Source organism: Brevundimonas sp. GCM10030266, assembly GCF_042666595.1.
GTDB lineage: Bacteria > Pseudomonadota > Alphaproteobacteria > Caulobacterales > Caulobacteraceae > Brevundimonas.
The window spans coordinates 434,149-458,849 of sequence record NZ_JBHTCY010000001.1 but is presented as its reverse complement, the minus strand read 5'-3'; the positions used below and the strand labels follow the sequence as shown (position 1 = coordinate 458,849).

Below are 24,701 nucleotides of genomic sequence, written 5' to 3'. Positions count from 1 at the left end.
GAATCCCGGCGGGCGTATTCCCGGCGGGGCGGAGCGTCAGGGGTTCAGTCCTTCGGTCCCTGTGGACCCGGGGTTCCGTATTGAAGCCCGGGCGGGTGAGTTGAGGACCGGTTCGAGGCCCTCGGCGTCTGCGCCGGTACTGAGGGACGAATGAGTCCCGCCCGCGGCGCCCGGGCAAATAGCAGAAGGGCCCGCGCGGGGCGGGCCCTCCAGGGTTTGGCCTTAGCGGCGCAGACCCAGCTTGGCGACGATGGCGACGTAGCGCGCATTGTCGGTCTTGTTCAGGTGATCCAGAAGACGACGGCGTTGCGAGACCAGCTTCAGCAGGCCGCGACGCGAGTGGTTGTCCTTCTTGTGGGTCTTGAAGTGCTCGGTGAGGTTGGCGATGCGTTCCGAGAGGATCGCGACCTGGACCTCGGCCGAACCGGTGTCGCCGTCAGCGCGGGCGTTATCGGCGATGACCTGAGCTTTACGCTCGGCAGTGATCGACATCGTGGTTCTCCTTGCTGGAGCCCCCGACAGCGAGGTCAGGGGAGATTGAAAACGCGGTCAGGTTCAACCCGACCGGCCCGCAACTGACCGAGAGCGACGAGGGTCTGGCCCAGGAAAACCGAAACGGTCCGGGCGTCGCCTTTCAGCTGACCCTTGAGCGTTTCGACCTGTCTGGGGAGCAGAACGATCGGCCGTCCCTGCCGAAGCGAGAAGGCGTCCTGATCCGTCACGGCCAGCTCCGGGATGTCGTCCAGGGCGGTCGCGACGGGAAGCAAGCCTTCCGAGGCGGCGCCCCTATGCACCATTTCCTCGAGAGAATCCAGCGTCACGGCGTTCTGTACGTTGAACGGACCCACCTGTTCGCGCCTCAGGGCGGACACATGACCCTCGGCCCCGAGGGCCGCGGCCAGGTCGCGCGCCAGCGAGCGGACATAGACGCCCTTGCCGGTCCGCATCGTGATCTCGACGTGGTCGGCGTCGGGGGCGTCGGTGACCGCCGCCTCATGGATGGTCACCCGGCGGGCCTTCAGCTCCACCTCGACCCCCTCGCGGGCCAGGTCATAGGCGCGCTGGCCGTCCACCTTGATGGCCGAGAAGGCGGGCGGGACTTGATCGATCTCGCCGACAAAGGCGGGCAGGGCGGCCTTCACCGCCTCCACCGTCGGGCGCACGTCCGAGCGGGCGATGATCTCGCCCTCGCGGTCGATGCTGTCGGTCGAGACGCCCCAGTGGATGGTGAAGCGATAGACCTTCTGCGCCTCCATCATGAAGGGCACGGTCTTGGTCGCCTCGCCCAGCGCGATGGGCAGGATGCCGGACGCCAGCGGGTCCAGCGTCCCCGCATGACCGGCCTTCTGGGCGTCGAACAGGCGACGGATGCGGGTCACCGCCTCGGTCGATCCCATCTCGTACGGCTTGTCCAGGCAGACCCAGCCGTTGACGATTTCGCCTCTCTTGCGACGGGCCATCAGGGGGTCTCCGTTGTAACCGGGGCGGCATGGCCGCGAAGAGGAAGCGCCGGATGACCCTGACACGCCGATTTCTGCTGATCGCCGCCCCGCTGACGGCGGCCGGCGCCGCGCGCGCGGACGACATGGAGCGGACCTTCGTCCACATGGGCCACACGGTCGACCTGGGCGCCGTCGCGCCGTCCGAACGTCCGGCGCTGGCCGCCTCGATCCGGCGACAGATCGAACTGGTGCAGGGGCTGGCGATCCGGGACGATATCAAGGGCTGGTTCGCCTCGATCCCGGTCACCGTCGATCCGGGCCTGAACCAGCCTGGTCGCTACGCCGGCGGCCGCCTGACGCTGAACGACGAGACCTCGCCGCCGGACAATCCGGTCCTGCTGCACGAGTTGCTGCATGCCTACATGGACGTCCGGCTGCCCCGGGACGGCCAGTTGCGCCGCTTCTACCAGCAGGCCCGCGACAGCGGCGACTGGCCCGCGGAGGCCTATATGCTGTCGAACATCAACGAGTTCTTCGCCATGACCGGATCGGTGGCGCTGTGGGGCCGGGCGGCGCGTCCGCCCTTCACCCGTGAGCGGCTGCGCGCGAGCCTGCCCGACTGCTATGACTGGCTGGCGGGCGAGTTCGGCCTGCGGGCCTGAGGCGATCATGCCTCGTCGTCGCCCCGCTCCAGATCAGCGCGGACGCGGGGGTCGTTGAACAGCCGGTCCATGTGGCTGGCGGCGTCGAAGCTGTCGTCGTGACGGAAGCGAAGGTCCGGCGTGAACTTCATGTCGATATGCTTGCCCAGCACCCCGCGCAGGAATTTGGCGTGGGCGTTCAGGGCCTTGATGATCGCGTCCACATGGCCGGCGTTCGGCGCATCGGTGACGCCGGCGCCCAGCGGTTCGACGAAGCAGGTGGCGTGCTTCAGGTCCGGCGACAGGCGAACCTCGGTGATGGTCACCGAGACGCCCTGCATGGCCTCGTCGTGAAGCTCTTCCTCGCGCAGCACCTCGACGAGGGCGTGACGGATCAGTTCGCCGGCGCGCAGCTGGCGCTGGGACGGGCCCTGCGGTCCGGTGGCGTTGCGGGTGTGTTGCTTGCGGCCCATGGACGGCCTCCTTTTCGTGTCGCCCGTCGGGGTTCGGACCCGGCTCGAAAGCGAGGGGGCGCGGTCTAGTCCTGCTGCCAGGCGATGTCCAGTTTTGTCGTCGGCGGGCCTGACGCGAAACAGAACAGAACCAGGGCGCCGGTCGTGCTCCCCAGGAAGAGGAACACCAGGTTTTTCCACATCGGCCAAGCCGTGCCGGAAGGGATCTGCGCCAGCAGGACCAGTACGATCATGACAACCATCCAGGTGATCGCCACGGAGGCGCGGCCGTTCAGTCCGGCCACCCGGCTCAGGCCCAGCAAGCAGGGCCAGATGATCAGCATAAGGGCCAGCAGGGCCGGCAGACCGCCGAGCAGAATGCCGACGGGCGAGAACAGAAGGCCGACCATCAGGCTGCCGAGCAAGGCCGACCACAGCGGCTGGGTCTCCAGCGAGGATCCGAAGGCGAGACCTGCCGTGCCGCCAAAGCAGGCCGCCAGGACCGCGAGAGTGGAGGCGAGCACAGGGCGACGGAACACGCGGGGCGAAGGGGCGACCATGCCCCATCATGGCCTGATCGCCCTAACGTCGGGTTGAGCCTCCGGAAACCTGCGTCAGCACCAGGGCAGGTCGGCCGGTTCGTTGGCGGGCTTGTAAGTTCCATCCGCCGCCAGACGCCAGGTCACCTTCGCCGTGCTGGCGCCGGAGTACTGGACGGCGAAGTCCCGGCCCGGCGTGGCGGGGACCAGCCGCCCCGTCATCTCCTCGGCCGCCTTCTCGTCGATGACGGCGCCGCCGTTGGAATAGTTCAGCCGCACATAGTCGGCGCGCAGCACCGGTCGTTCCGGCGCCAGTTCGACCACGGAGGCGCCGGAGCAGGCGTAGCCCTGCCAGACACCGCCCGAGGTCGCGATCAGGGCGGGGGCGGGGAGCAGTCCCTGCTGGACGGTCCACTCCGGCGGATTGCCGAAGGTGCCGCCGTCCACGATCAGGGGGGCCGCGTCCGCGCGGCGGAAACCGTCGGGCGTGCGCTGCAGATAGTGGATCGCCACCGCACCCGGCGACACATGGCCGTCGCCGCCCTGTCCGTCCGACACGAAGGCGTAGCGGTCACCGCCCAGGGCGATCAGCTTGCCGGCGTTGAAGGTGAAGTCGCCGCCGCCGCTCTGTTCAGGGGCGGGCGCCTTGGCCGGCGGGGCGCGGTCCCAGGCGGCGCGGAAGGCCAGCGCCAGTTGCTGCGGATCCTCCGGATTGGCCGGCGGCAGGGTCGGAGCGGCGGCGGGCGCGGCCGGCGCGGCGGTCTCCGCCTTCTCCGTCTCGGCGGGTTGCTGGCAGGCGGCGAGGGCCAGAACGGCCATCGAGGCCACAGTCAGCGTCAGCGTTTTCATGATCCAGCTCTTTCCCTCTGTGCGTTCGCCCGATCCACCGTGGCCACCACCTCGGACGAGACAATGGCGCGGAACGGTCGGATCGACATGCCGCCTGCGTTCAATACGTCCGCCGTCCAGTGGTTGCAGAGGCGACCAATCCAGAAATGCTCGCGGCTGGCGAAGAAGCGGGCGTCATCGCCGGGGCGGGCGGCGGCCAGTCGCGCCGCGCCGGAAGACAGGTCCAGCGAGGCCTCGATGTGGGCAGCCATGGCCTCGAAGCCGGCCGGGGACAGGCGGAAGTCGCGGCGACCGTCTTCGGCGTACAGTTCGCGCGGGTTGCGCTGCGCCGGATCCAGCATGACGACCGACGGATTGCCGGGGCGGAAGAAGGCGCGTGCGCCGTCCGGCAGCCGGTCGCTGATCGGGCTCTGGTCCACGTAGAATCTGGCGTCGCCCCAGCCGATCAGGATCCAGTCCCCCGGCGGAAGGCCGCGCACGGCTTCGGCCAGCGGGCCGCCCCGCGTCTCCAGCACCGCGCGGGGCAGGGCCAGGTCGGTATGGAAGCCGTTGTCCAGAAGGCTGGCCTCCACGCCCGGCTGATCCGCCGGCGCGGGCCAAAGGGCGGGATCGCCGGGCGCGGTCCAGGTCCAGACCGCCGCCGCCGCGCCGACCAGCGCCGCCAGAATGAAACGTCGTCCCCCCAAGGCCGTCCTCTCGTCTAACGTTTCCGGAAGCGCCAGACGCCGCACAGGGCGTCGGCGGATGCATCGGGACCGACGATCGTCCGATCCCGGAAGATCATCATCTCCACCCGGTTCCGACGGTGCAACAGCGCGACCGTGCCGGGGGTTTGGCCGCCGCACAGGGCCGAGGCCGCGACCGCCTGGGACCGCTCATGCGGAACGATCTGGCGCAGTTCGATCTGGGCGTCGGAGCGGGCGTCGAGCGCGGCGGCGAAGGTCTGGCGGTCGGCGCTGAACACCTCGTCGCCGGCGGCGATCCGCTGCGGTCGCGTCCTGAAGGCCTCGGCCCGTTCCAGCCGGATCAGGGCGCCGGTGAAGGCGACGTCGCCCACGCTGTCCCGGGTTGCGTCATCGGCCGCGCGGAACTCGCCGGCCAGCACCTGGACGCCGGTCGCCGCCGCGTCGGGCGCGGGGCGCCGGGCGGTCGCGGTCTCCAGCCCCTCGATCCCGTCCGCTGTCCAGCGCTTCGCCTGGTCGATCACCCGGCCGACAGCCGGCCCCGTCCCGTCGCGGACCGCGGCCCAGGCGTCCATCGCCTGCTTCTGCTCGATGGCCATCAGGAACAGCACCAGACAGACAAAACCCAGTGTTCCGGCCAGTCCTTTCAGGACGCCGGAGCCGCGGTTCGGGCTTTTGTTGACGGGTGTGGCGGTCATTTCATCCACCCTAGCCGGGCGAACGGAGGCCGCAAAAGCCTATCGCCCGATAGGGGCGGAATCGCTCGGGCCGCCCGCCGGTGGCGCGGCCCATTCCCCGCGCCAGGTGTAGGACAGGGTCACACAGTGCCGGAAGGCGCCATCCGCCCACCGTCCTACCGCCTGCGCGGTCAGGGGACGGCCCAGCCGCACGCGGCCCAGCACCAGATAGGCCTGCTCCGAGCCGGGGCAGAGGGCGCGCGACAGGCCCCGGCCGTCACCCTCCGGCGAGACCGTATACAGGATGGTCTCGGTGGAGCCGCGCGGCAGGGCGCGGCGGGCGCCGTCCGGTCCGCCGATACGGATGTCGGCGGAGCCCCGGGCCGAGGTGGAGATGATGCTGCGCACGGTGATGGCGCCGAACAGGCCCCGGTCGCCCTCCAGGGTGATCCCCCGCGTCAGCGCCTGGGTGATCCGGTCAGAGGCGTCATAGGCCAGATACCGGGTCTCGGCCGCGGCCGGGCCGGCGATGGCGCAGAGGGTCAGCAGGGTGATCGCGAAGCGGCGCATGAAGACGTGATCCTTGATCCGGATGGCGAAAAGGCGACGCCGCGGCGCCGCCTTTCCCTTATCCCCCGGACGACTAGTCCAGAGTGCGCTTGATCTCTTCGACCGTGAAGCACTCGATGTAGTCGCCGGCCTTGATGTCCTGGAAGCCCTGGAAGTGCATGCCGCACTCCTGACCCGACGGGACCTCGTTGACCTCATCCTTGAAGCGCTTGAGCGTCGTGAGCGTACCCAGCTCCAGCACCACCACGTCGTCGCGGATGATGCGGACCTTGGCGCCCTTGCGGACGACGCCTTCGGTGACCCGGCAACCGGCGATCTTGCCGGTCTTGGAGATGTCGAAGACCTGCAGCACCTGGGCGTTGCCCAGGAAGGTTTCGCGCTGCAGCGGCGCCAGCATGCCCGACAGCACGCCCTTCATGTCGTCCAGAAGGTCGTAGATGATCGAGTAGTAGCGGATCTCGACGCCCTCGCGGTCGGCGAGGTCGCGGGCCTGCTTCGAGGCGCGGACGTTGAAGCCGAGGATCGGCGCGCCGGCCGACTTGGCCAGCTGCACGTCGCTCTCGGTGATCCCGCCGGCGCCCTGCATGACGATGCGCGCGCGCACCTCGTCGTTGCCCATCTTCTCCAGCGAGCCCTGGATGGCCTCGCCCGAGCCTTGCACGTCCGACTTGATGACGATCGGCAGTTCCGAGATCTTCTTCGAGCCCAGCTTGGCCATCATGTCGACCAGCGACACCTGGTTGCCGCCGCCGATCGCCTTTTCGCGGCGCACGCGCTCACGATAGTCGGTCAGCTCGCGGGCGCGGGCTTCGCTTTCCACCACGGCCAGCACATCGCCGGGCGAGGGGGCTTCGTCGAGGCCGAGGATTTCGACCGGAACCGACGGGCCGGCCTCGGTCAGCTGCGCATTGCGCTCGTCCAGCAGGGCGCGAACCTTGCCCCACGAGGAGCCGGCCACGACGATGTCGCCGCGCTTCAGCGTGCCGCGCTTGACCAGAACGGTCGCGACCGGGCCGCGGCCCTTGTCCAGCTTGGCCTCGATGACCACGCCCTCGGCCGAACGGTCGGGGTTGGCGCGCAGGTCCATGACCTCCGCCTGGACCAGAATGGCGTCGATCAGGCCGTTCAGGTTGGTGCGGTTCTTGGCCGAGACCTCGATGATCTGGGTGTCGCCACCCAGGCTTTCCGAGATGACCTCGTACTGCAGCAGCTCGTTGACGACCTTCTGCGAGTTGGCGTCCGGCTTGTCGATCTTGTTGACCGCCACGATCAGGGGCGCATTGGCCGCCTTGGCGTGCTGGATGGCCTCGATGGTCTGGGGCATGACGCCGTCGTCGGCGGCCACGACCAGAACCACGATGTCCGTCACATTGGCGCCGCGCGCCCGCATCGCCGAGAAGGCGGCGTGGCCCGGGGTGTCCAGGAAGGTGACGCGCTGGCCGTCTTCCAGGCGCACCTGATAGGCGCCGATGTGCTGGGTGATGCCGCCGGCTTCGCCGCCCGCCACGTCCGTGGTGCGCAGCGCGTCCAGCAGCGAGGTCTTGCCGTGGTCGACGTGGCCCATGATGGCCACGACCGGGGCGCGGGTCTCGGTGGCGCCTTCGTCGTCGGCCTCGGCGATGAAGCCTTCTTCAACGTCGGACTCGGACACGCGCTTGACCGCCATGCCGTATTCCTCGGCCACCAGTTCGGCGGTGTCGGAATCGATCACGTCGTTGATCTTCAGCATCAGGCCCTGACGCATCAGGAACTTGACGATGTCGACACCGCGCACGGCCATACGGTTGGCCAGTTCGCCGACCGTGATGGTGTCCGGGATGACGACCTCACGCGGACGGTTCGGCGTGTCGGTCGAGCCGCCCTTGCGCTTTTCCTTCTCGCGTTCGCGGGCCCGGCGAACCGAGGCCAGCGAGCGCATGCGCTCGGCGGCGTCCTCGTCGCCACCGGCCACGGCCTGGATGGTCAGACGGCCTTCGCGGCGCTTGGGCTCGCCGCGGGTGCGGCTGACGGCCTTGCCCGGTCCGGCTTCGCTGAAGCGCTTGTCACGATCTTCCTCGGCGCGGCTGCCGGCCGGACGGCCGAAGCCGGCGCGGGCGGGACGGGCGACTTCAGGCGTCGCGGGCGGCGCGTTCGGGGCCGGACGGCCGCCGGGGCCGGTGCGCGGACCGCCGGTGCGGGCGCCGGGCGCCGGACGCGGGTCGAGGGCCGAATAGCGGACCGGCTGGGCCGGACGGGCGCCGGCGGGGCGGGCGCCTTGCGGACGATCGCCTTGGGGACGGTCACCTTGCGGGCGGTCGCCTTGCGGACGGCCCGCGGCGGCGCCGGCCGGACGGTCGGTGAAGCTGCGCTCGCCGCCGCCCATGGCCTGTTCGCGGGCCGAGCGGCCGCCGAAGCCGGGCGCCGGGGCGCGGCCCGGGTTGCCGGACGGCAGGCGCGGGGCGCGCTGGCCGAAGTTGACGGTCGGGCGAGCCGGAGCGGCCGGACGCGGCGCGGGGGCCGGCGTCGGGGCCGCCGGAGCGGGGGTCGGCGCCGGGGCGGCGGCCTCCACCGGGGCGGCCGGCTTGGGCTTCACCGGAGCGGGCGCCGGCGCGGCGGCGGCCAGCTTGGCGGCCTCGTTCCGGGCGGCTTCGGCGGCGGCGCTGGCGGCGGCGGCCTCAGCCTGCGCGGCGCTGGCGGCGCGCTCGGCGGCGGCGGCCTGTTCGCGCGCGGCGGCGTCCTTGCGGGCGCGCGCCTCGGCGGCGGCGCGTTCACGCTCGGCGTTCTGCTGCGTCGCCAGCTCGATGGCGCGGCGGCGGGCTTCCTGCTCGGATTGCGACAGGTTGCCGTCGACCGGCGCGGAGGGGCGCGGCGCCTGCGGGGCAGGAGCCGGGGTGTTCGGACGGGCCACGTCGAAGCCCTGCGGGCGCTGGTGACCGCCCGGGGCCGCGCCGACGCGGCGCTTGGTTTCGACCACCACGGTCTTGGTGCGCCCATGGCTGAAGCTCTGGCGCACGGTGCCGGTCGAAACCGACCCCGCGGTCCGGGGCTTCAGGCTCAGCGGAGCGCGCGGCCCCGTCGAGGAGGGGGGCGTCTTGCCGTCGTTGGTCTTGTCGTTCTCGTCAGTCATCCGGTCGCTTTACTTTGGCTCGGGAGTGTCCCGGGCCCATTCCAAACTTCGTCGTTCAAACACAAAAAGCCGTGCGGAACTCCGCCCCCCTCAGGGAGCGGAACCCCGCCCGTCTGAATTTCCATCCGGGGCCTCAGCCGCCTCGTCGCCCCACTGCGGGGGCGTCAACGGTCGAAATCCCGCCAGTCTCTCGACCTCGAAGGTCCAGCGATCGGCCCGCCCGCCCTCCAGCAGGACGGCGTGTATCGCATTTTCCAGCCCAAGGGCCAAACCCAAATCGTCGGCGCTGAACGCCCCGCAGACTTTGGGGGCGGGCGTGATGTGTTTCGCCAGCGCCAGAAGCTTGCCGCGTCCGTCCGCGGAACCGTCGGCGGCCTCCACGATCCAGGCGACCTTGCCGGCCCGGATGCTGGCCAGGGATTTTTCGAAGCCAGAGATAAGAACGCCTTCGCGGCGGGCAAGGCCCAGCTGGTCCAGACAGCGTCGGAACAGCAGGGATTCCACCAGATCGGGCAGATCGGCGGCCGGTTTCAGCGGGGCCTTGGCCGCGCGGCTGAACAGGTTCTTCTTCACCGCCGTGGCGATGGAGGCGCGGTCGGCGGCGACCCACAGGCCGCGGCCGGGCAGCTTGCGCGCCAGGTCAGGAACGACCCCGCCGTCCGGAGCGGCGACAAAACGGATCAGACGAGATTCATCCATGACCTGGTGTGTCACCAGGTCCCGGCGGTCTCTATCGATCGTTGCGTCGCGCAAGCTCATGGACGGCGGGGGCTCCCATCACGCGTTTTCGGGCTGGTCGGCGTCGTCCGCCGGAGCCTCTTCGGACGCTTCGTCCGACGGGGTGTTCGAGAAGACGGCGTCGGCGTCGTATTCGCCTTCAGCGTATTCCTCTTCGTATTCCGGCTCGGGCTCCGGCTGCGGCAGTTCCGAGGCGTCGATCCAGCCGGCGGCCACGCGGGCCTGCAGGATCAGCAGCTCGGCGTCTTCCTGAGCCAGGTTGAAGCTTTCCAGGACGCCCGGAACCTTCACGCGCTCGCCGTTGCGGGCTTCATAGCCGCCACGGATTTCGTCGGTGGCCAGATCGGCCAGATCCTCGACCGTCTTCACGCCGCCTTCGCCCAGGGCGACGGCCATGGCCAGGGTCACGCCCGGCACCTGCAGCACGCCGTCCTCGACGCCCAGTTCGACGCGCTTGGCGTCCAGCTCGGCGGCCTTGCGGTCCAGGAAGTCGCGGGCGCGGGCCTGCAGTTCCTCGGCGGTGTCCTCGTCGAAGCCCTCGATGTCCGAGATTTCGTACGACTCGACGAAGGCCAGGTCTTCCACCGTGGCGAAGCCTTCGGTGACCAGCAGCTGGGCGATGACCTCGTCCACGTCCAGGGCTTCCTGGAACAGGGCGGTGCGCTCGCCGAACTCGCGCTGGCGACGCTCGGAGTCCTGCGACTCGGTGATGATGTCGATCTGCCAGCCGGTCAGTTGCGAGGCCAGGCGGACGTTCTGGCCGCGGCGGCCGATGGCCAGCGACAGCTGCTCGTCCGGCACCACGACCTCAACGCGGTCGGCTTCCTCGTCCAGCACCACCTTGGAGACTTCGGCGGGGGCCAGGGCGTTCACGATGAACGTCGGCTCGTCGTTGTTCCACTGGATGATGTCGATCTTCTCGCCCTGCAGTTCGGCGACGACCGCCTGAACGCGCGAGCCGCGCATGCCGACGCAGGCGCCGACCGGGTCAATGGAGGAGTCGTTCGACAGCACGGCCATCTTGGCGCGCGAACCGGCGTCGCGGGCGGCGGCGCGGATCTCGATCACGCCGTCATACACTTCCGGCACTTCCTGCGCGAACAGCTTGGCCATGAAGCCGGGGTGCGAGCGCGACAGCATGACCTGCGGGCCCTTCGCCTCGGGGCGGACGTCGTAGATGTAGGTGCGGATGCGGTCGCCGATGTTGAAGGCTTCGCGCGGGATCGAGTCGTTGCGGCGCATGATGCCTTCGCCACGGCCCAGATCGACGATGGTGTTGCCGTACTCGACGCGCTTGACGGTGCCGTTGACGATCTCGCCGACACGGTCCTTGAACTCTTCGTACTGGTTGGCGCGCTCGGCCTCGCGGACCTTCCCGGTCACGACCTGGCGGGCCATCTGGGTCTGCACGCGGCCGAATTCGAACGGCGGCAGGTTCTCGATGTACTCCTTGCCGACCTCGGCTTCCGGATCGCGCTTCGAGGCGTCCGTCAGGCGCACCATGGCGCTGTCGTTGAACTCTTCCAGTTCGTCTTCCGGCTGCCAGTCGTCCGCGACGATGGTGACGTGACGGGTCAGGGCCAGCTCGCCGGTCTTGTGATCGATCTTGGCGCGGATGTCGTGGTGCGCGCCATAGCGGGCCTTGGCGCCCTTCTGGATCGCTTCCTCGATCGCCTCGATGACGATCTCCTTGTCGATGTTCTTCTCGCGCGCCACCGCATCGGCGATGTGCAGCAGCTCAAGACGGTTCGCGGAAACGCCAACGGCCATGTTCAGTCCTCGGTCTCGGTCAGAGTGTCGTCGTTACGGGCGGCGCGCTTCTCGGCGCCGACCTTCATCAGTTCGTCGGTCAGCACCAGCTTGGCGTCGACCAGCCATTCGAACGGGATCAGGGCGGTGTCGTCCTCCCCTTCAAGATCGATGGCGATATTGTCGTCCTCGGTCCCGGCCAGCACGCCCTTGAAGCGCTTGCGGCCCTCGACCATCCGGTCCGTCTCCAGACGCGCCTCATAGCCCTCGAACAGGTCGAAGTCGCTCAGGCGGGTCAGCGGGCGGTCGATGCCCGGCGACGAGACTTCCAGCAGATATTCCCCGGCGATCGGGTCGGCGGCGTCGAACACCTCCGACACGGCGCGGCTCAGGCGGGCGCATTCCTCGACCGCGATGTCGTGGTCGCTGGCGCGTTCGGCCATGATCTGCAGGCGGCGGCGTTGGGTTCCGCCCATCAGGCGCACGCGCACGACCTCGAGACCCAGGCTTTCGGCGATGGGTTCGATCAGCTCAAGCAGCTGGCGGTCTTCTGCGGTCTTGGCCTTCAAGCGCCTTGAACTCCGGGCAAAACAAAAGCGGCTGGCCGTCCGGGCCGCCGCTTCAAACGGCGCCGTTAGGAGCCGGTCTAACGATGTGGGGCGGCATATAGCCCCTTCGGCCGCCCGAGGGAAGGGCCGTCAGCGCGCCGTCTGCCCTGTCGCCCGGTTGACCAGAAGCGTGGCCGCGCTTCCGGCCACCCCCGCGCCGATGATCGAGACGAACAGGAACAGCAGGCCGAACCCGCTTCCGGCGGTCGGTTCGATCAGGGCCAGCAGCACCATGACCCCGGCCATCAGTCCGGCGGCGTAGAATCCGACCCGCTTCCAGTCATCCGCATGGTCCAGCGCGCCGGCGATCAGCCGCGCCGCGCCCGTCGCCGCCACGAAGGGCCAGAAGGCCGTTCCCGCCACCACGAAGGCCGTCCAGACCAGCGCCCCGTCCACGGGCCGCGCCACGCCCGCCGCGCCGGGCAGGCTCAGCAGAACCAGCGCCAGCATCAGCAGGCTGACCGTCGCCCCGACGGCGGCGGCGATCAGCAGGACGACGATCTCGATCAGGAGGCGCATATGGCGACGCTATACTCCCGGCCCGGTCTTCTGCGAACAGTCCGCGATGACCCCGATTGCCTAAACCGCTTGAGGGCGTCAGAAACGCCGCCGATGAAAGTCTACTGGATCGGTCTCGACACTCCCGGACGCCTCGGCGTGTCGCGCAAGCCTGACGGCGGCGAGGCGCTCGACGCCCAGATGGAGCACCTGCATCGCGGCATGGTCGATCATGTCGTCAGCATGCTGGAGCCTGCCGAGGCCGCCGAGTTCGGTCTGGCCGGGGAGGGCGAGGCGGCCGAACGCCACGGCGTCGGCTTCTACAACTTCCCCATCGTCGATCACGGTCTGCCGCAGGATGTCGATCACTACGCCCGCGTCGCCCGCGCCATCGACGGCCGGCTGCGCTCGGGTCAGTCGCTGGTGATCCATTGCCGCGCCGGACTGGGCCGCGCCCCTTCGCTGGCCATCTGCGCCCTGATCTCGGGCGGCATGAACGCTGACGAGGCCATCCTGCGCGTCGGTCGCGCCCGGGGGCGTCCCGTGCCCGAGACGGACGACCAATACGCCTTCATCCAGTCCTTCGCCGCCCGGCTGAAGGACGACCGCGCCGCCTGACCGTGCGCCCGCTGACCTCCGCCGTCCTGATCCTCGCCTTCGCAGCCCTGATGGCGCTCTGCGCGCAGATCACCGTGCCGATGACGCCGGTCTCGATGACGATGCAGACCTTCGCCGTCCTGCTGGCCGGGGCGGTTCTGGGGCCGGTGCGCGGGACGGCCGCGGTCCTGCTCTATCTGGCGCTCGGCGCGGCGGGCCTGCCCATCCTGTCCGACGGCGCGTCAGGCCTCGATCACTTCGCAGGATCGACCGCCGGCTACCTGTTCGCCTTCCCGCTCGCGGCCCTTCTGGTCGGTCTGCTCTATGACAAGGCGGCCGGCTGGCTCGCCCGCTTCGGCCTGATGCTGGCCGCCCATGTCCTCATCCTGACCCTGGGCGGCGGCTGGCTGGCGACCAGCATCGGCCTGTCCGCGGCCCTCGAACACGGCGTCACGCCCTTCCTCATCGGCATGACCGTGAAGTCAGCGCTGGTGGTTCTGGCGGCGGAAGGCTTGCGTCGCCTTCAGATTTTCCGACCCTCAGCCACTAGCCACTAGCCACTAGCCACTAGCCACTAGCCACTAGCCACAGTCTCAGGCCCGCACGAACTCCAGGAACAGCGGCTCCGTGTCGCCCAGCTTCTTCTCTTCGTAGCGGGTGACCACGTGGTCTTCCGGCGCGACCTTCCAGTCGGCGGCGCGGTCGGCCGTCCATTCCAGACCCGGCGTCCGCTCCAGACGCTCCAACGCCCACTCGGCATAATCCTTCCAATCGGTCACGAACCGCAGCCGGCCGCCCGGCTTCAGCAGGCGGGCAATCTGGGCGGCGCTCTCGTCCTGGATCAGGCGGCGCTTGTTGTGACGCGCCTTGTGCCAAGGGTCGGGGAACAGGATCATCACCCGGTCCAGTGAGGCGTCGGGCAGGGCCTTCATCACGTCGCGCGCATCGTCGGCGTGCAGGCGGACGTTCTTCAGTTCGCCGTCCTCGATGTGGCGCAGGGCCGAGCCGACGCCGTTCAGGAAGGGCTCGCAACCGATCATCAGGGCGTCCGGATGCCGCGCCGCCTGCGCCGCCAGATGCTCGCCGCCGCCGAAGCCGATCTCCAGCCACACCTGTTTCGCGCCGGGCATCAGGGCCTGCGGGTCAATCGGGCCGTTCGCCGGATCGGGCACGGCGATGGTCGGCAGCAGGGTGTCGAACAGCGCGGCCTGCCGCGGCTTCAGCGTGCGCGACTTGATGCGCCCGAACGAGCGCAGCGGGCCCCAGGTCGGGGTGGTGGGGGTGTCGTGATCGGAGGACATGGCGGGGCGTATAGCTCGCCGCCGCGCGGAAGGCAGCAGGGAATAGGCAGTAGGCATTAGGCAGTAGGGAGTAGGCAGTAGGGAGTAGGCAGTAGGCAGTAGGGAGGCGCGGCCCCGGACGAGCGAAGGGCCGCTGCGTTTCCGCCGCGGCCCTACTGCCTATTCCCTACTGCCTCTCGCCTTCAGGCGAGCGCCTTCAGCTTCTCGACCAGATCCGTCTTCTCCCACGAGAAGCCGCCGTCGGCGTCGGCCTCGCGGCCGAAGTGGCCATAGGCCGCCGTGCGGGCGTAGATCGGCTTGTTCAGACCCAGGTGCTCGCGGATCGCGCGCGGGGTGGCGCCGCCGATCAGGCCCAGGATGTTGTCCTCCAGAACGGACTCCGCGATCTTGCCGGTGCCGTGCAGGTCCACGTGGATCGACTGCGGCTTGGCCACGCCGATGGCGTAGGAAATCTGGATCGTGCAGCGGTCGGCCAGGCCGGCGGCCACGACGTTCTTCGCCAGATACCGGCAGGCGTAGGCGGCCGAGCGGTCCACCTTGGTCGGGTCCTTGCCCGAGAAGGCGCCGCCGCCGTGCGGGGCCGCGCCGCCGTAGGTGTCGACGATGATCTTGCGGCCGGTCAGGCCGGTGTCGCCGTCCGGGCCACCGATCTCGAAGATGCCGGTCGGGTTGATGTGCCAGACGGTCTCATTGGTGATGAAGCCCTGCGGCAGGACGCTTTCGACCACCGGCTTCACCACGGCGGCGACCTCGGCCTGGGTCTTGCCAACCGCATGCTGGGTCGAGACGACGATCGAGGTGGCGCGCACCGGCTTGCCGTCTTCATAGTGCAGGGTGACCTGCGACTTGGCGTCCGGCTCCAGGATCGAGCCGCCCGCGTGACGGATCTCGGCCAGCTTCTTCAGGATGCGGTGGCTGTAGGCCAGCGTCGCCGGCATCAGTTCCGGCGTCTCGTTCGAGGCATAGCCGAACATGATGCCCTGATCGCCCGCGCCCTCGTCCTTGCTATCGGTCGAGTCCACGCCCACGGCGATGTCGGCCGACTGGCCGTGCAGGCGGTTGATCAGTTCGAAGGTGTCCCAGTGGAACTGGTCCTGCTCGTACCCGATGTCACGCACGGCGGCGCGTACGGCGGTTTCGATCTCGGCCTCGATCCCCTCGGCCCATTCGCCGTCCGGTCCCATGATGCCCTTGCCGCGGATTTCGCCGGCCAGCACCACCAGATTGGTCGTCGTCAGGGCTTCACACGCCACCCGGGCTTCCGGATCCTTCGACAGGAACAGGTCCACCACGGTGTCGGAGATGCGGTCGGCGACCTTGTCCGGGTGGCCCTCGGAAACGCTTTCCGAGGTGAACAGGAAGGAAGTACGGGACAAGGCAGGCTCCTCAGGGGGTAGTCCGCCAAACATATAAAGATATGCTTATATGTTCAAGTCACCCTCGGTTCGGTCCGTCGCCAGCGCGCGCTGGCGCTCACCGGCGCCTCTCCGGCCATCCACCGTTCCAGCACGCCGGCGGCCAGGCACAGCACGACCAGGACGCCGATACCCCAGCGCGAGGCCACATCCATGCGGATATGGGCCATGTCCAGTTCCGGGGTCGTGAAGACCAGCACATGGGCGATCATGGTCACCCCGCTGAAGGCCGCGGCCGCCAGCGTCCACCAGCGATCCCGGCGCACCGCCAGCCAGGCCAGCGCGAAGAAGAAGACCAGGTCCACCAAGGCCTCGCCCAGCCGGAATCCGTTCAGGGTGATCACCTGCGCCACAAAGCTGGCCAGGAAGGCGAAGACGAAGATCGCCACGCCCGCCCGCTCCGTATGCCCGCCACGCATCCAGGCCACGGCGAAGATGAGAAGGCTCAGGACCAGGTAGAAAAGCTGAAAAGGCGCCACGACTCCTCCCTTCGGCGGAGCCCCGGAACCGGCCTATCGGACCGGGCCCCGGGCGCCGCCCTGCATGACGGTTTCATCAATCAGGCGGACCTGCTGCTGGTAGGCGACGATGCTGTCGGCGATCGCCCGCATCATCACCGCCGCGAGGACCACCATCACCAGCATGATCAGGACGCGAACGCCCCAGCTGCGTGGCGGAGGGCGATAGCCTAGCCGGGGCTCCGGCCGGAGCTCTGGCTGCCGTTCTGCGCGCCCACCTGCGCCATCACCCAGCCCGCGCTCAGCACCTGCTGCAGCAGTTCGCGTGGGCTCGCCCGCTCCGCGTCCGCCGCGAGGCCGCGCATCAGGTGCGCCCGCACCGGATCGTTCTCCCCCAGGGCGCTGAACCCGTCCAGCACCGCGTCCAGATCCTCCCAGGTCCACTGGGGAAGGGGTCGCGTGTTCGATGTCATTGTCGTCTGCCTCCTTGACGCGGGGGGCAGATGACGGCGCGACGGGGGCGTCGCCAATGGGGTCTTTCGTATCCTCTGGTACTTTTCGTTCCAGAATCGCCAGCGCCGCCTTGCGCCGGTTCACGCCCAGGCGGCGGCAGGCCTCATGCACATGCTTCTTGACCGTGGCTTCGGACAGGCTCAGCCGGACGGCGATTTCCTTGTCCGTCAGGAAGGCGGTCAGCCTCAGACATTCTTCCTGGCGCGCACTGAGCCCTTGCGACATGAACCGCTCCGATACTCCGCTCTTGCTAGGCCCTCGCAACCCCATCGTCCAGACCGCCGCGCCTCACGAAAGCTGATCCACCGCCGCTCCGGATGCGATTTCCGAGGCGCCGCGGTGTCGCGGGCACAGGGTTTCACCGATGTCGGAAAAGGTGGTGCCGCTTGCGTGACTCGAACACGCGACCCCCTCATTACGAATGAGGTGCTCTACCGGCTGAGCTAAAGCGGCCCGGTGGGCGGCGGGGAGAGGTCTCCCGACCGCGCGAGAGGGGCTCTTTATACGGGAGGCGCGGGATTGCCAAGCGCCAGTAGCACGGCGGCGTCGGTTGGTTCGCCCGCGGTGCGGATTTCGGCGAATCCGGCCGCCGCCAGTGGGGCCGCCGCCGCCGCGGAAATGGCCACCGCCAGCCGTCCGCGCCCGCCCTCGCGACCCAGAGCCCTGGCCACCGCCTGCGCCGCGCGGGGGGAGTGGGCGAGGACGGCGTCGAAGGCCTCGGGCGGCTTCGCCCGGGTCTCGGTGGCCTCATAGACGGGCAGGATTACCGTCTCGACCGCCCCGTTCAGCAGGGCGTTGATGTCGCCCGCCGGCTCGCGCGCCCCGGGGATCAGCAGCCGCCCCGGCGCCGCTCCGGCGATCAGCCAGGCCAGGTCCGACAGGGCGCCCGAGGCCGAGGTCACATCGGTGAAGCCCGCCTGCCGCGCCCGCTCCGCCGTGGCGTCGCCGACCACGAACACCGGCAGGTCGCGCGCGGGGGTGAGGTCGGCGAAGACCGCCACCCCGTTGGGGCTGGTGAAGGCCAGGGCCGCGATGTCGGTCAGGTCGGGGGCGGGCTGGACGATGGGGCGCACCGCCAGCACGGGCGCGATCAGGGGCTCGAAGCCGCGCGTGGCCAGTCTCGCCGCCGTGCGCGACGCCCCCGGCTCGGTCCGGGTCACCCAGACGCGGCGGACGCCCGTCAGAGGTCGATCCTCTGGTCGCCGGCGGCGTCCCGCACCTCGCCGCCCAGCCGCAGGCCGAGGCTTCGGGCGGCGGCTTCGGCCCCGGCGGACGTCACATCCACCAGCTCCCCCGCCCGGCGCCACCGCGCCGACCCATCGGGGGCCAGCATCTCGACCGTCAGGCGCAGCTGGCCTTCCGCGATCTCCGCATGGGCGCCGATGGCGGTGCGGCACGAGCCTTCCAGCGCCGTCATCGCCCCGCGCTCGGCGGCCACGGCCAAGGCGGTCATCGGATGGTTCAGGACCGCGACCCAGGCCGCGCTCTCGCCCTCGCGCGTCTGCAGGGCCAGCGCCCCCTGACCCGGGGCGGGCAGGAAGGCGTCCAGCGACAGCCGCTCGCGGATCGCGGCGTCGAAGCCCAGTCGGTTCAGGCCCGACGTGGCCAGAAGGATGGCGTCGAAATCCCCGTCCGCCTCGCGCTTCAGCCGGGTGTCCACATTGCCGCGCAGCATCTCGATCTTCAGATCGGGCCGCAGCGCCAGCGCCTGCGCCTGCCGCCGCAGCGAGGCCGTGCCCAGCACCGCGCCCGTCGGCAGATCATCGAACGCCGCGAAATGGGTGCTGATGAAGGCGTCGCGCGGATCCTCCCGTTCGGGGATGGCGGCGATGCACAGGCCCGGCGGCTGCTCGGCGGGCACATCCTTCATGGAATGCACCGCCACATCGACCCGCCTGTCCAGCAGGGCCTCCTCGATTTCCTTGGTGAACAGGGCCTTGCCGCCGATCTCCAGCAGGCGACGGTCCTGCACCCGGTCGCCCGTGGTGACGATCTCCACCAGCGGTACGGCCTCGGCCAGATCGGCGTCGGCGACCCCCATGGCCCGGCCGATGGCGCGCTGCATCATCCCCGACTGGGTGAGCGCGAGCTTCGAGCGGCGGGTGCCGATGCGGATGGGGAAGGGCATGAGACGTTGCGCGGGTCCGGCCGGGTCGCTACCTCGACCCGATGAATGACGTTGGCGCGGACTATAGCAGCGAGCCGGGGCGGGCAACCGACACGCGTGTCGCGGACCTGACCGTCCTGGGTCTGGAGACCAGCTGCGACGAGACCGCCGCCTCGGTGGTGCGCCTGTCGCCGGACGGCGAGGCCACCGTCCTGTCGTCCGTGGTGCACAGCCAGATCGACGACCATGCGGCCTTCGGCGGCGTCGTGCCCGAGATCGCGGCCCGCAGCCACGTCGAGATGATCGACGGCGTCACCCGCCGCGCCATGGCTGAGGCCGGGCTGGGCTACGGCCAGCTGGACGGCGTCGCCGCCACCGCCGGGCCGGGTCTCGTGGGCGGAGTCATGGTCGGGCTCAGCTACGGCAAGGCGGTGGCGCTGGCTCGCGACCTGCCGCTGGTGGCGGTGAACCATCTGGAGGGCCACGCCGTCTCGGCGCGTCTGGGCCAGCCGGTGGCCTATCCCTTCCTGCTGCTGCTGGTCTCGGGCGGCCATTGCCAGCTGCTGGAGGTGCGCGGGGTTGGCGACATGACGCGGCTGGGCACGACCATTGATGATGCGGCGGGCGAGGCCTTCGACAAGATCGCCAAGGCGCTGGGCCTCGGCTATCCGGGCGGTCCGGCCCTCGAAAGGCTGGCGGAAGCCGGCGACGGCAGCCGTTTCGACCTGCCGCGCGCGCTTCTGGGCCGCAAGGACTGCGACTTCTCTTTCTCGGGCCTGAAGACCGCCGCCTCCCGCCTCGCCGCCACCTGCGAGACCGAACAGGACAAGGCCGACCTCGCCGACGCCGTGCAGACCGCCATCGCCCGCCAGCTGGGCGAGCGCTCGGACCGGGCGCTGAAGGAATACGCCGAGCACAATTCCAACCGCCTCTTTGTCGTCGCCGGCGGCGTGGCCGCGAACAAGACCGTGCGTCGGACGTTGGAAGCGGTGGCGACGAAGAACGGATTCGCCTTCCTCGCCCCGCCGATGGCCTATTGCACGGACAATGCGGCCATGATCGCTCTTGCGGGCGCCGAGCGTCTGCGGAAGGGTCTGGTGTCGGATATCGATACGGCGGCCCGCCCACGCTGGCCGCTGGATGAACAGAAGGCGCTCGCCGACCCGGCCCACAAGCCGGGCCGCAAGGGTGCGAAGGCTTAAGGGTAGGGACAGGCATGGAATTCAAGCGGGCAGGGGTGATCGGCGCCGGCGCATGGGGCACGGCCCTGGCGCAGGTCGCGGGCGCGGCCGGACTGGACGTGCTGTTGCAGGCGCGCGAACCGGATGTGGTCGAGAGCATCCGCGCGCGCCGGATCAACGAGGCCTTCCTGCCCGGCGTCGTGCTGGACGATCACATCTCGGTCACCACCGAACTGTCCGACCTGGCTGACTGCGACCTGATCCTGGCGGTTCCTCCGGCCCAGCACATGCGCTCGACCCTGACCGCCTTCGCGCCCCATCACCGGGCGGGCGTGCCGGTCATCCTCTGCTCCAAGGGCGTCGAGCGCGGCTCGCTCAAGCTGATGACCGACGTGCTGGCCGAGACCCTGCCGGACGCCCCGGCCGCCGTTCTGTCCGGCCCCAGCTTCGCGGGCGAGGTCGCGCGCGGCCTGCCCAGCGCCGTCACCCTGGCCTGCGCCGACGAGGCCCTGGGCGAACGGCTGATGGAGACGCTCTCGGCGCCCAGCTTCCGGCCCTACCTGGCCACCGACCTGATCGGCGCCGAGGTCGGCGGGGCGATCAAGAACGTGCTGGCCATCGCCTGCGGCATGAGCGAGGGCAAGGGGCTGGGCCGCAGCGCCCATGCCGCCATCATCACCCGAGGCTTCGCCGAGATGACCCGTCTGGGGGTGGCCCTCGGCGGCCAGGCCGAGACCGTCGCCGGCCTTTGTGGTCTGGGCGATCTGGTCCTCACCTGCTCCAGCCCCCAGTCGCGCAACATGAGCCTCGGCCTCGCTCTCGGTCAGGGTCAGACGGTCGAACAGGCGCTGGCCGGAAAGCGGTCGGTGGCCGAGGGCTATGAGTCCGCCCCCGCCGTGCGTGAACTCGCGGCGAAGATGGGCGTCGACATGCCGATCTCGCTGGCCGTCGCCGACCTGCTCAGCGGCAAGACCACGGTGGATCAGGTCATCGACAACCTGCTCTCCCGCCCGCTGCGCGCCGAGCGCGACTGATCAACCCATATCCGCTCATCCCGGCGAAAGCCGGGACCCAGTGCTTTGGGTGATGGGGCGACAATCGATATCTTCAGACGGCCAGTCCCGGAGCATCGGGCTGGACTGGACAGGACTGGATCCCGGCTTTCGCCGGGATGAGCGGACGATAATGACAGAGACCCCTGCCCCGGAACGCAAGCGAGTCTGGTCCACGCCCCCCAACGTCGCCCTGTGCGCCGAAACCGACATCGCCGATCCCGGCTCGCGCGCCTTCGTGCTCCAGATCGGCGAGGCCTTCTTTCACGGCTTCGTGGTGCGCAAGGACGGTCAGGTGGCGGGCTATATCGACCGCTGCCCGCACGCCGGCTACCCGCTGGCGATGGAGCTGGACCAGTATCTGACCCCGGACGGATCGCTGATCCTGTGCGGCTGGCACGGGGCGGTGTTCGAACCCCTGACCGGCGTCTGCACCGGCGGCCCCTGCGCGGGCGGTCGCCTGACCCCCTGGCCGGTTCAGGCGACGAACGGAATCATCAGGACGGCCTAGCGGGCCTTCAGCAGATACAGGCCGAAGCCGATGAACGGGCGGCCGAACTCCAGCACCATCTTCACCCGGTCGGCGGCCGCCTGCACCGAGGCCGCTTCCGGCGCCTCCGGGTTCGCCGCCAGCCAGTCCCGCGCCGCGCCGTCCGCCGCCGCGGCATAGGCGTCGAACACGGCCTGCGACGAGATTTCCGACCCGATGACCTCGAACCCGGCGGCTTCGGCGGCGGCCTTCCAGCCCGCATCGTCCGTGTACTGATTGGTGGCCTCGGCGATCATCCGCAGCGGCGCCGGCGGCTCGGCGGTCCAGACCAGATCGCCCCACAACAGATGCCCGCCGGACGCCAGGCGGCCCTTCAGGAACGCAAACCCCGCCTCGGGCGTCGGCCGTCCCTCGCCGTTGATATTGGTCGTTCCCAGCGCCGTGATCAGGTCCAGCGGCGACAGGTCCGCCAGCACATCCGCCGCCGATCCGATGACCAGATCAACCGCGGCGCCGGACGCTGCGATCCGCCCGGCGGCCAGTTCGGCCATGACCGGATCATACTCGATCGCCGTGACCGCCAGGCCGAACGTCTGCGCCAGCCGGATCGCCACCGTCGCATTGCCGGTCCCGACATCCGCCGCCCGCGCGCCGGGTTTGAGGTCTGCCCGCGCCACGGCGTCCTCGACCGCCTGCAGGGTCACCCCGTTGCAGACCTCCAGCGCCTCATAGGCGATGCGATTGTAGCTGGTGCTCATGCTGAAGGTTGTCGCGCGGGGAGGGAGGGGCGGCAAGGGGGGAGGCCTTCCACTGCCACCCCTCCACCACGCTGCGCGTGGTCCCCCTCCCCAGCTTCGCTGGAGAGGTGAGCGATAGAATTCACCTCTCCACGCAGTGGGGAGGTGGCGCGGCGCGGCTTCGCGCCGTGACGGAGGGGTTGGGCCGTGCTCCGTTTCTGAAAAATACGCGGGAGTTCATGTTGAACCCGCGCATTCTTTCCGTCCAAGACGCTGTTCCCAAACACCCTTTCAGAAACTCATCGACCTGAGCCCGCCTGAGGAACGACCGCGCGCACACTATAGGCATCCCGTCGATGGGGAGGGCGTCGGATCCACGCTTCTCGACGACGGCGGGCTGTGGCCGAGCGATGAAGCCTGCGCGATGGAGAGTGCAGGGGGCCTTGAGGGCGGGGATGGATCCCGTCCGCCTGCTCGCCGCGCGTCCTCAGGTGCCGGGCCGATGACGATCCGTTCGTTACGTCCGCCCCGCGTCGGCGTCAGCAATGGCGTCGGCGGATGATCCGGCAAGGCCCTAAGCAAAAGGCCGCCAGCCGGAGGGACGTGTGGAAAACGGCCGCGCGGGACGTCGATCTCGTCGAAACGGTAAAACTACAAAGCACACCGGGCGAGGCCCGGCGTCCCGCGCCCTTCCCACCTCGATCCACCAAGGTCTCATTCTTCGCTTTACAAAATAAAGTTCTTCATCCAGTCTGGATCCGTCGCCAACGGAACTTCCCATGACCGCTGCAGTCCTGCCCGCCGCACCCGCCGCATCCGAACCGACCCTCGCCGTCGCCGCTGGTCGGGTCCTGACCCTGGCCGGGACCGTCTTCGGCCTGGCCAACCTGTTCCAGTACGGCGTCCAGAGCGGGCTGCTGCACCTTCATCCGGCGGTTCTGTCGCTCAGCTGGCCGACCGCGGTGACCGTCTTTCTGGTCACCCTGTTCCGCCTGCGTCGTTCGGGCGGGGCGGCGGGGCGCAGGGCCGCCGGTTGGTCCCGTCTCGGCATTGCTGTCACGATCGGCGCCGCCCTGATCCTGCTGGCCGTCTCGATCCTGCGTCAGGACTTCACGACGATGTTCTGGATGACCCCGGTCGGCATCGGCCTCTACGTCGTCGGCTGGGCGACCGCCGCCCTGCGCGCCCGGCGCGGCTGGATGGTTGGGCCGGCGCTCGGAATGCTCGCCGCCGCCGGTCTCGCCGCCGCCCTGATCGACAGCCCCTTGCGCAGTCTCGTCTACGCCTGCGCCCTGTTCGTCTTCGTCCTCATCCCCGGCGCCTGGCTGGCGTGCGGCCGCAAGGCCTGAAAGGATTCCCTTCGATGACCCATGACACCGACAATGCGTCCGCCGATATCGCCTGGCTGCGCCAGCTGGCCGAGGAGAACGGGACCGCCCCCATGCGCGGCGCGTCAATCCTGCTCGCCGCCGGCCTCATCTACGGCCTGACCAGCCTGCTGCACTGGGCCCACATGACGGGGTCGATCGCGCCGCGTCTGGTCGGCGCCGGGATGGAGTGGCTGATCGCGACGGGCCTGTTCCTGATCGTCAACTTCGCCATCATCCTGCGTCTCCGTCGTCCGGAGGGGGTTCGCACCGCCGCCCAGCGCGCCATCGGGACCATCTGGGGATGTGTCGGCGGCGGCATCTTCGTCCTGTTCGCCTCCATGATGGCGGTGAGCGTCCGCATGGGCGCAGACCAGAACGGCGCCCTTTTCTGGATGGTCCCGTCGATCATCCTGGTCTTCTACGGCATGGGGTGGGCGGTCACCTCGGCCATGCTCAAGTCGCGAGCGCTGCTTGGCCTGTCGATCGCCTCCTTCATCGCCGCCCCCGTGCTTGGTGCGCTGGCCGGCGAGCCGGCCCAGTACCTCGGCTATGCGGCCGCCCTCTTCCTGCTGATGGCCCTGCCGGGCTTCCTGCTGATGCGCCAGTCGAAACAGGCTTGAGCCATGGCCGACGATTTCGACATCAACCGCATCGACGACGTCATCCATGGCCGCGTTCGTCTCGGCATCATGGCCATCCTGTCGGGGGTCGAGACCGCAGACTTCAACACCCTGAAGGCGCGGCTGCAGGCGACGGACGGCAACCTGTCCGTCCACCTGCGCAAGCTCGAGGACGCCGGCTTCGTTGCGGTCACCAAACGGTTCGAGGGGCGGAAGCCGCTGACCGAGGCGGCCATGACGCCCGAGGGGCGCAAGGCCTTCATCGCCTATCTCGACGCCATGCAGGGCCTCGTCGGCAAGCCCTGAAC

30 protein-coding genes, 1 tRNA gene and 1 pseudogene are annotated in these 24,701 nt (G+C 69.6%); 9 read left to right on the top strand and 23 right to left on the bottom strand.

The window, feature by feature from the left end:
• Nucleotides 1-222: 222 nt before the first annotated feature.
• The gene (gene rpsO, locus ACFQQC_RS02515) at nucleotides 223-492 is read right to left on the bottom strand and encodes a 30S ribosomal protein S15 (RefSeq protein ID WP_376859363.1); all 270 of its coding nucleotides are present in this window, start codon (nucleotides 490-492) and stop codon (nucleotides 223-225) included.
• Between the two features lie 35 nt (nucleotides 493-527).
• On the bottom strand, nucleotides 528-1,460 hold the full coding sequence (gene truB / locus ACFQQC_RS02510; protein ID WP_376859361.1) for a tRNA pseudouridine(55) synthase TruB: 933 nt from the start codon (nucleotides 1,458-1,460) through the stop codon (nucleotides 528-530).
• Nucleotides 1,461-1,513: 53 nt separating this feature from the next.
• Between truB and ACFQQC_RS02505 the strand changes: the two genes are divergently transcribed.
• Nucleotides 1,514-2,104 (top strand): hypothetical protein, encoded by a 591-nt coding sequence (locus ACFQQC_RS02505; protein WP_376859359.1) that lies wholly within the window; start codon nucleotides 1,514-1,516, stop codon nucleotides 2,102-2,104.
• Between the two features lie 5 nt (nucleotides 2,105-2,109).
• On the opposite strand, the gene rbfA is transcribed toward ACFQQC_RS02505, so the two are convergent.
• The 11 genes from rbfA to ACFQQC_RS02450 all read right to left on the bottom strand — a co-directional run bounded on the left by rbfA (nucleotide 2,110) and on the right by ACFQQC_RS02450 (nucleotide 12,573).
• Entirely contained in the window at nucleotides 2,110-2,556 is a 447-nt protein-coding gene (rbfA, locus tag ACFQQC_RS02500) for a 30S ribosome-binding factor RbfA (RefSeq protein ID WP_376859357.1), read from the bottom strand.
• 65 nt (nucleotides 2,557-2,621) lie between these two features.
• Entirely contained in the window at nucleotides 2,622-3,095 is a 474-nt protein-coding gene (locus ACFQQC_RS02495) for a hypothetical protein (protein WP_376859354.1), read from the bottom strand.
• A 54-nt stretch (nucleotides 3,096-3,149) separates the two neighbouring features.
• Nucleotides 3,150-3,923: a hypothetical protein gene (locus ACFQQC_RS02490; RefSeq protein WP_376859352.1), complete on the bottom strand. Its 774-nt coding sequence runs from the start codon at nucleotides 3,921-3,923 to the stop codon at nucleotides 3,150-3,152.
• Nucleotides 3,920-4,609 (bottom strand): DUF2459 domain-containing protein, encoded by a 690-nt coding sequence (locus ACFQQC_RS02485; RefSeq protein ID WP_376859350.1) that lies wholly within the window; start codon nucleotides 4,607-4,609, stop codon nucleotides 3,920-3,922. The genes ACFQQC_RS02490 and ACFQQC_RS02485 overlap by 4 nt, the downstream gene beginning before the upstream one ends.
• Nucleotides 4,610-4,623: 14 nt before the next feature.
• On the bottom strand, nucleotides 4,624-5,304 hold the full coding sequence (locus ACFQQC_RS02480) for a hypothetical protein (RefSeq protein WP_376859348.1): 681 nt from the start codon (nucleotides 5,302-5,304) through the stop codon (nucleotides 4,624-4,626).
• A 39-nt stretch (nucleotides 5,305-5,343) separates the two neighbouring features.
• Nucleotides 5,344-5,853 carry a hypothetical protein gene (locus ACFQQC_RS02475; RefSeq protein WP_376859346.1) on the bottom strand — a complete coding sequence of 170 codons (510 nt, stop codon included), beginning with the start codon at nucleotides 5,851-5,853 and terminating at the stop codon, nucleotides 5,344-5,346.
• 73 nt (nucleotides 5,854-5,926) lie between these two features.
• Nucleotides 5,927-8,959, bottom strand: a complete 3,033-nt coding sequence (gene infB / locus ACFQQC_RS02470; RefSeq protein ID WP_376859344.1) for a translation initiation factor IF-2 — start codon at nucleotides 8,957-8,959, stop codon at nucleotides 5,927-5,929.
• Nucleotides 8,960-9,049: 90 nt separating this feature from the next.
• Nucleotides 9,050-9,718 (bottom strand): RNA-binding protein, encoded by a 669-nt coding sequence (locus tag ACFQQC_RS02465; protein WP_376859342.1) that lies wholly within the window; start codon nucleotides 9,716-9,718, stop codon nucleotides 9,050-9,052.
• Between the two features lie 18 nt (nucleotides 9,719-9,736).
• On the bottom strand, nucleotides 9,737-11,467 hold the full coding sequence (gene nusA, locus ACFQQC_RS02460; RefSeq protein WP_376859340.1) for a transcription termination factor NusA: 1,731 nt from the start codon (nucleotides 11,465-11,467) through the stop codon (nucleotides 9,737-9,739).
• A 2-nt stretch (nucleotides 11,468-11,469) separates the two neighbouring features.
• Entirely contained in the window at nucleotides 11,470-12,015 is a 546-nt protein-coding gene (gene rimP, locus ACFQQC_RS02455; RefSeq protein WP_376859338.1) for a ribosome maturation factor RimP, read from the bottom strand.
• A gap of 129 nt (nucleotides 12,016-12,144) precedes the next feature.
• Nucleotides 12,145-12,573, bottom strand: coding sequence for a hypothetical protein (locus tag ACFQQC_RS02450; RefSeq protein WP_376859336.1), 429 nt, complete (start codon nucleotides 12,571-12,573; stop codon nucleotides 12,145-12,147).
• A gap of 93 nt (nucleotides 12,574-12,666) precedes the next feature.
• Between ACFQQC_RS02450 and ACFQQC_RS02445 the strand changes: the two genes are divergently transcribed.
• Both ACFQQC_RS02445 and ACFQQC_RS02440 read left to right on the top strand, forming a co-directional pair.
• Complete coding sequence (locus tag ACFQQC_RS02445; protein ID WP_376859334.1) at nucleotides 12,667-13,170, top strand: hypothetical protein; 504 nt, start codon at nucleotides 12,667-12,669, stop codon at nucleotides 13,168-13,170.
• A gap of 2 nt (nucleotides 13,171-13,172) precedes the next feature.
• Entirely contained in the window at nucleotides 13,173-13,706 is a 534-nt protein-coding gene (locus ACFQQC_RS02440; protein WP_376859332.1) for a biotin transporter BioY, read from the top strand.
• Between the two features lie 36 nt (nucleotides 13,707-13,742).
• Here the strand turns inward: ACFQQC_RS02440 and trmB are convergent, their stop codons facing one another.
• The 9 genes and pseudogenes from trmB to hemC form a co-directional block, all read right to left on the bottom strand.
• Nucleotides 13,743-14,450, bottom strand: coding sequence for a tRNA (guanosine(46)-N7)-methyltransferase TrmB (gene trmB, locus ACFQQC_RS02435; protein WP_376859330.1), 708 nt, complete (start codon nucleotides 14,448-14,450; stop codon nucleotides 13,743-13,745).
• Between the two features lie 182 nt (nucleotides 14,451-14,632).
• Nucleotides 14,633-15,826: a methionine adenosyltransferase gene (gene metK, locus ACFQQC_RS02430; protein ID WP_376859328.1), complete on the bottom strand. Its 1,194-nt coding sequence runs from the start codon at nucleotides 15,824-15,826 to the stop codon at nucleotides 14,633-14,635.
• Nucleotides 15,827-15,879: 53 nt separating this feature from the next.
• Nucleotides 15,880-16,344: a hypothetical protein gene (locus ACFQQC_RS02425; protein ID WP_376859326.1), complete on the bottom strand. Its 465-nt coding sequence runs from the start codon at nucleotides 16,342-16,344 to the stop codon at nucleotides 15,880-15,882.
• 33 nt (nucleotides 16,345-16,377) lie between these two features.
• Nucleotides 16,378-16,509, bottom strand: a complete 132-nt coding sequence (locus ACFQQC_RS02420; protein WP_376860872.1) for a hypothetical protein — start codon at nucleotides 16,507-16,509, stop codon at nucleotides 16,378-16,380.
• A gap of 44 nt (nucleotides 16,510-16,553) precedes the next feature.
• Nucleotides 16,554-16,796, bottom strand: coding sequence for a hypothetical protein (locus ACFQQC_RS02415; RefSeq protein ID WP_376860871.1), 243 nt, complete (start codon nucleotides 16,794-16,796; stop codon nucleotides 16,554-16,556).
• Between the two features lie 115 nt (nucleotides 16,797-16,911).
• Nucleotides 16,912-17,061 (bottom strand): annotated as a pseudogene (locus tag ACFQQC_RS02410) (helix-turn-helix transcriptional regulator); the annotation flags it as partial.
• A 152-nt stretch (nucleotides 17,062-17,213) separates the two neighbouring features.
• A tRNA-Thr gene (locus ACFQQC_RS02405) sits at nucleotides 17,214-17,289 on the bottom strand.
• 47 nt (nucleotides 17,290-17,336) lie between these two features.
• Nucleotides 17,337-17,996, bottom strand: coding sequence for a uroporphyrinogen-III synthase (locus tag ACFQQC_RS02400; protein ID WP_376859325.1), 660 nt, complete (start codon nucleotides 17,994-17,996; stop codon nucleotides 17,337-17,339).
• Nucleotides 17,997-18,016: 20 nt separating this feature from the next.
• Complete coding sequence (hemC, locus tag ACFQQC_RS02395) at nucleotides 18,017-18,964, bottom strand: hydroxymethylbilane synthase (protein WP_376859323.1); 948 nt, start codon at nucleotides 18,962-18,964, stop codon at nucleotides 18,017-18,019.
• Nucleotides 18,965-19,005: 41 nt separating this feature from the next.
• Here hemC and tsaD point away from each other — a divergent pair, with 41 nt between their 5' ends.
• The 3 genes from tsaD (at nucleotide 19,006) to ACFQQC_RS02380 (ending at nucleotide 21,687) form a co-directional block, all read left to right on the top strand.
• The gene (gene tsaD / locus ACFQQC_RS02390; RefSeq protein ID WP_376859321.1) at nucleotides 19,006-20,145 is read left to right on the top strand and encodes a tRNA (adenosine(37)-N6)-threonylcarbamoyltransferase complex transferase subunit TsaD; all 1,140 of its coding nucleotides are present in this window, start codon (nucleotides 19,006-19,008) and stop codon (nucleotides 20,143-20,145) included.
• A gap of 14 nt (nucleotides 20,146-20,159) precedes the next feature.
• Entirely contained in the window at nucleotides 20,160-21,158 is a 999-nt protein-coding gene (locus ACFQQC_RS02385; protein ID WP_376859319.1) for an NAD(P)H-dependent glycerol-3-phosphate dehydrogenase, read from the top strand.
• Between the two features lie 151 nt (nucleotides 21,159-21,309).
• Nucleotides 21,310-21,687 carry a Rieske (2Fe-2S) protein gene (locus ACFQQC_RS02380; RefSeq protein ID WP_376859317.1) on the top strand — a complete coding sequence of 126 codons (378 nt, stop codon included), beginning with the start codon at nucleotides 21,310-21,312 and terminating at the stop codon, nucleotides 21,685-21,687.
• On the opposite strand, the gene ACFQQC_RS02375 is transcribed toward ACFQQC_RS02380, so the two are convergent.
• Nucleotides 21,684-22,424, bottom strand: a complete 741-nt coding sequence (locus tag ACFQQC_RS02375) for an SAM-dependent methyltransferase (RefSeq protein ID WP_376859315.1) — start codon at nucleotides 22,422-22,424, stop codon at nucleotides 21,684-21,686. The genes ACFQQC_RS02380 and ACFQQC_RS02375 overlap by 4 nt on opposite strands.
• A gap of 758 nt (nucleotides 22,425-23,182) precedes the next feature.
• Here ACFQQC_RS02375 and ACFQQC_RS02370 point away from each other — a divergent pair.
• Genes ACFQQC_RS02370 through ACFQQC_RS02360 form a run of 3 tightly spaced genes read left to right on the top strand, consistent with a single transcriptional unit; the run spans nucleotide 23,183 to nucleotide 24,699 of the window.
• Nucleotides 23,183-23,752, top strand: a complete 570-nt coding sequence (locus ACFQQC_RS02370) for a hypothetical protein (RefSeq protein WP_376859313.1) — start codon at nucleotides 23,183-23,185, stop codon at nucleotides 23,750-23,752.
• Nucleotides 23,753-23,766: 14 nt separating this feature from the next.
• Nucleotides 23,767-24,393, top strand: coding sequence for a hypothetical protein (locus ACFQQC_RS02365; protein WP_376859311.1), 627 nt, complete (start codon nucleotides 23,767-23,769; stop codon nucleotides 24,391-24,393).
• A 3-nt stretch (nucleotides 24,394-24,396) separates the two neighbouring features.
• Nucleotides 24,397-24,699 carry a winged helix-turn-helix domain-containing protein gene (locus ACFQQC_RS02360; protein WP_376859310.1) on the top strand — a complete coding sequence of 101 codons (303 nt, stop codon included), beginning with the start codon at nucleotides 24,397-24,399 and terminating at the stop codon, nucleotides 24,697-24,699.
• Nucleotides 24,700-24,701 lie beyond the last annotated feature (2 nt).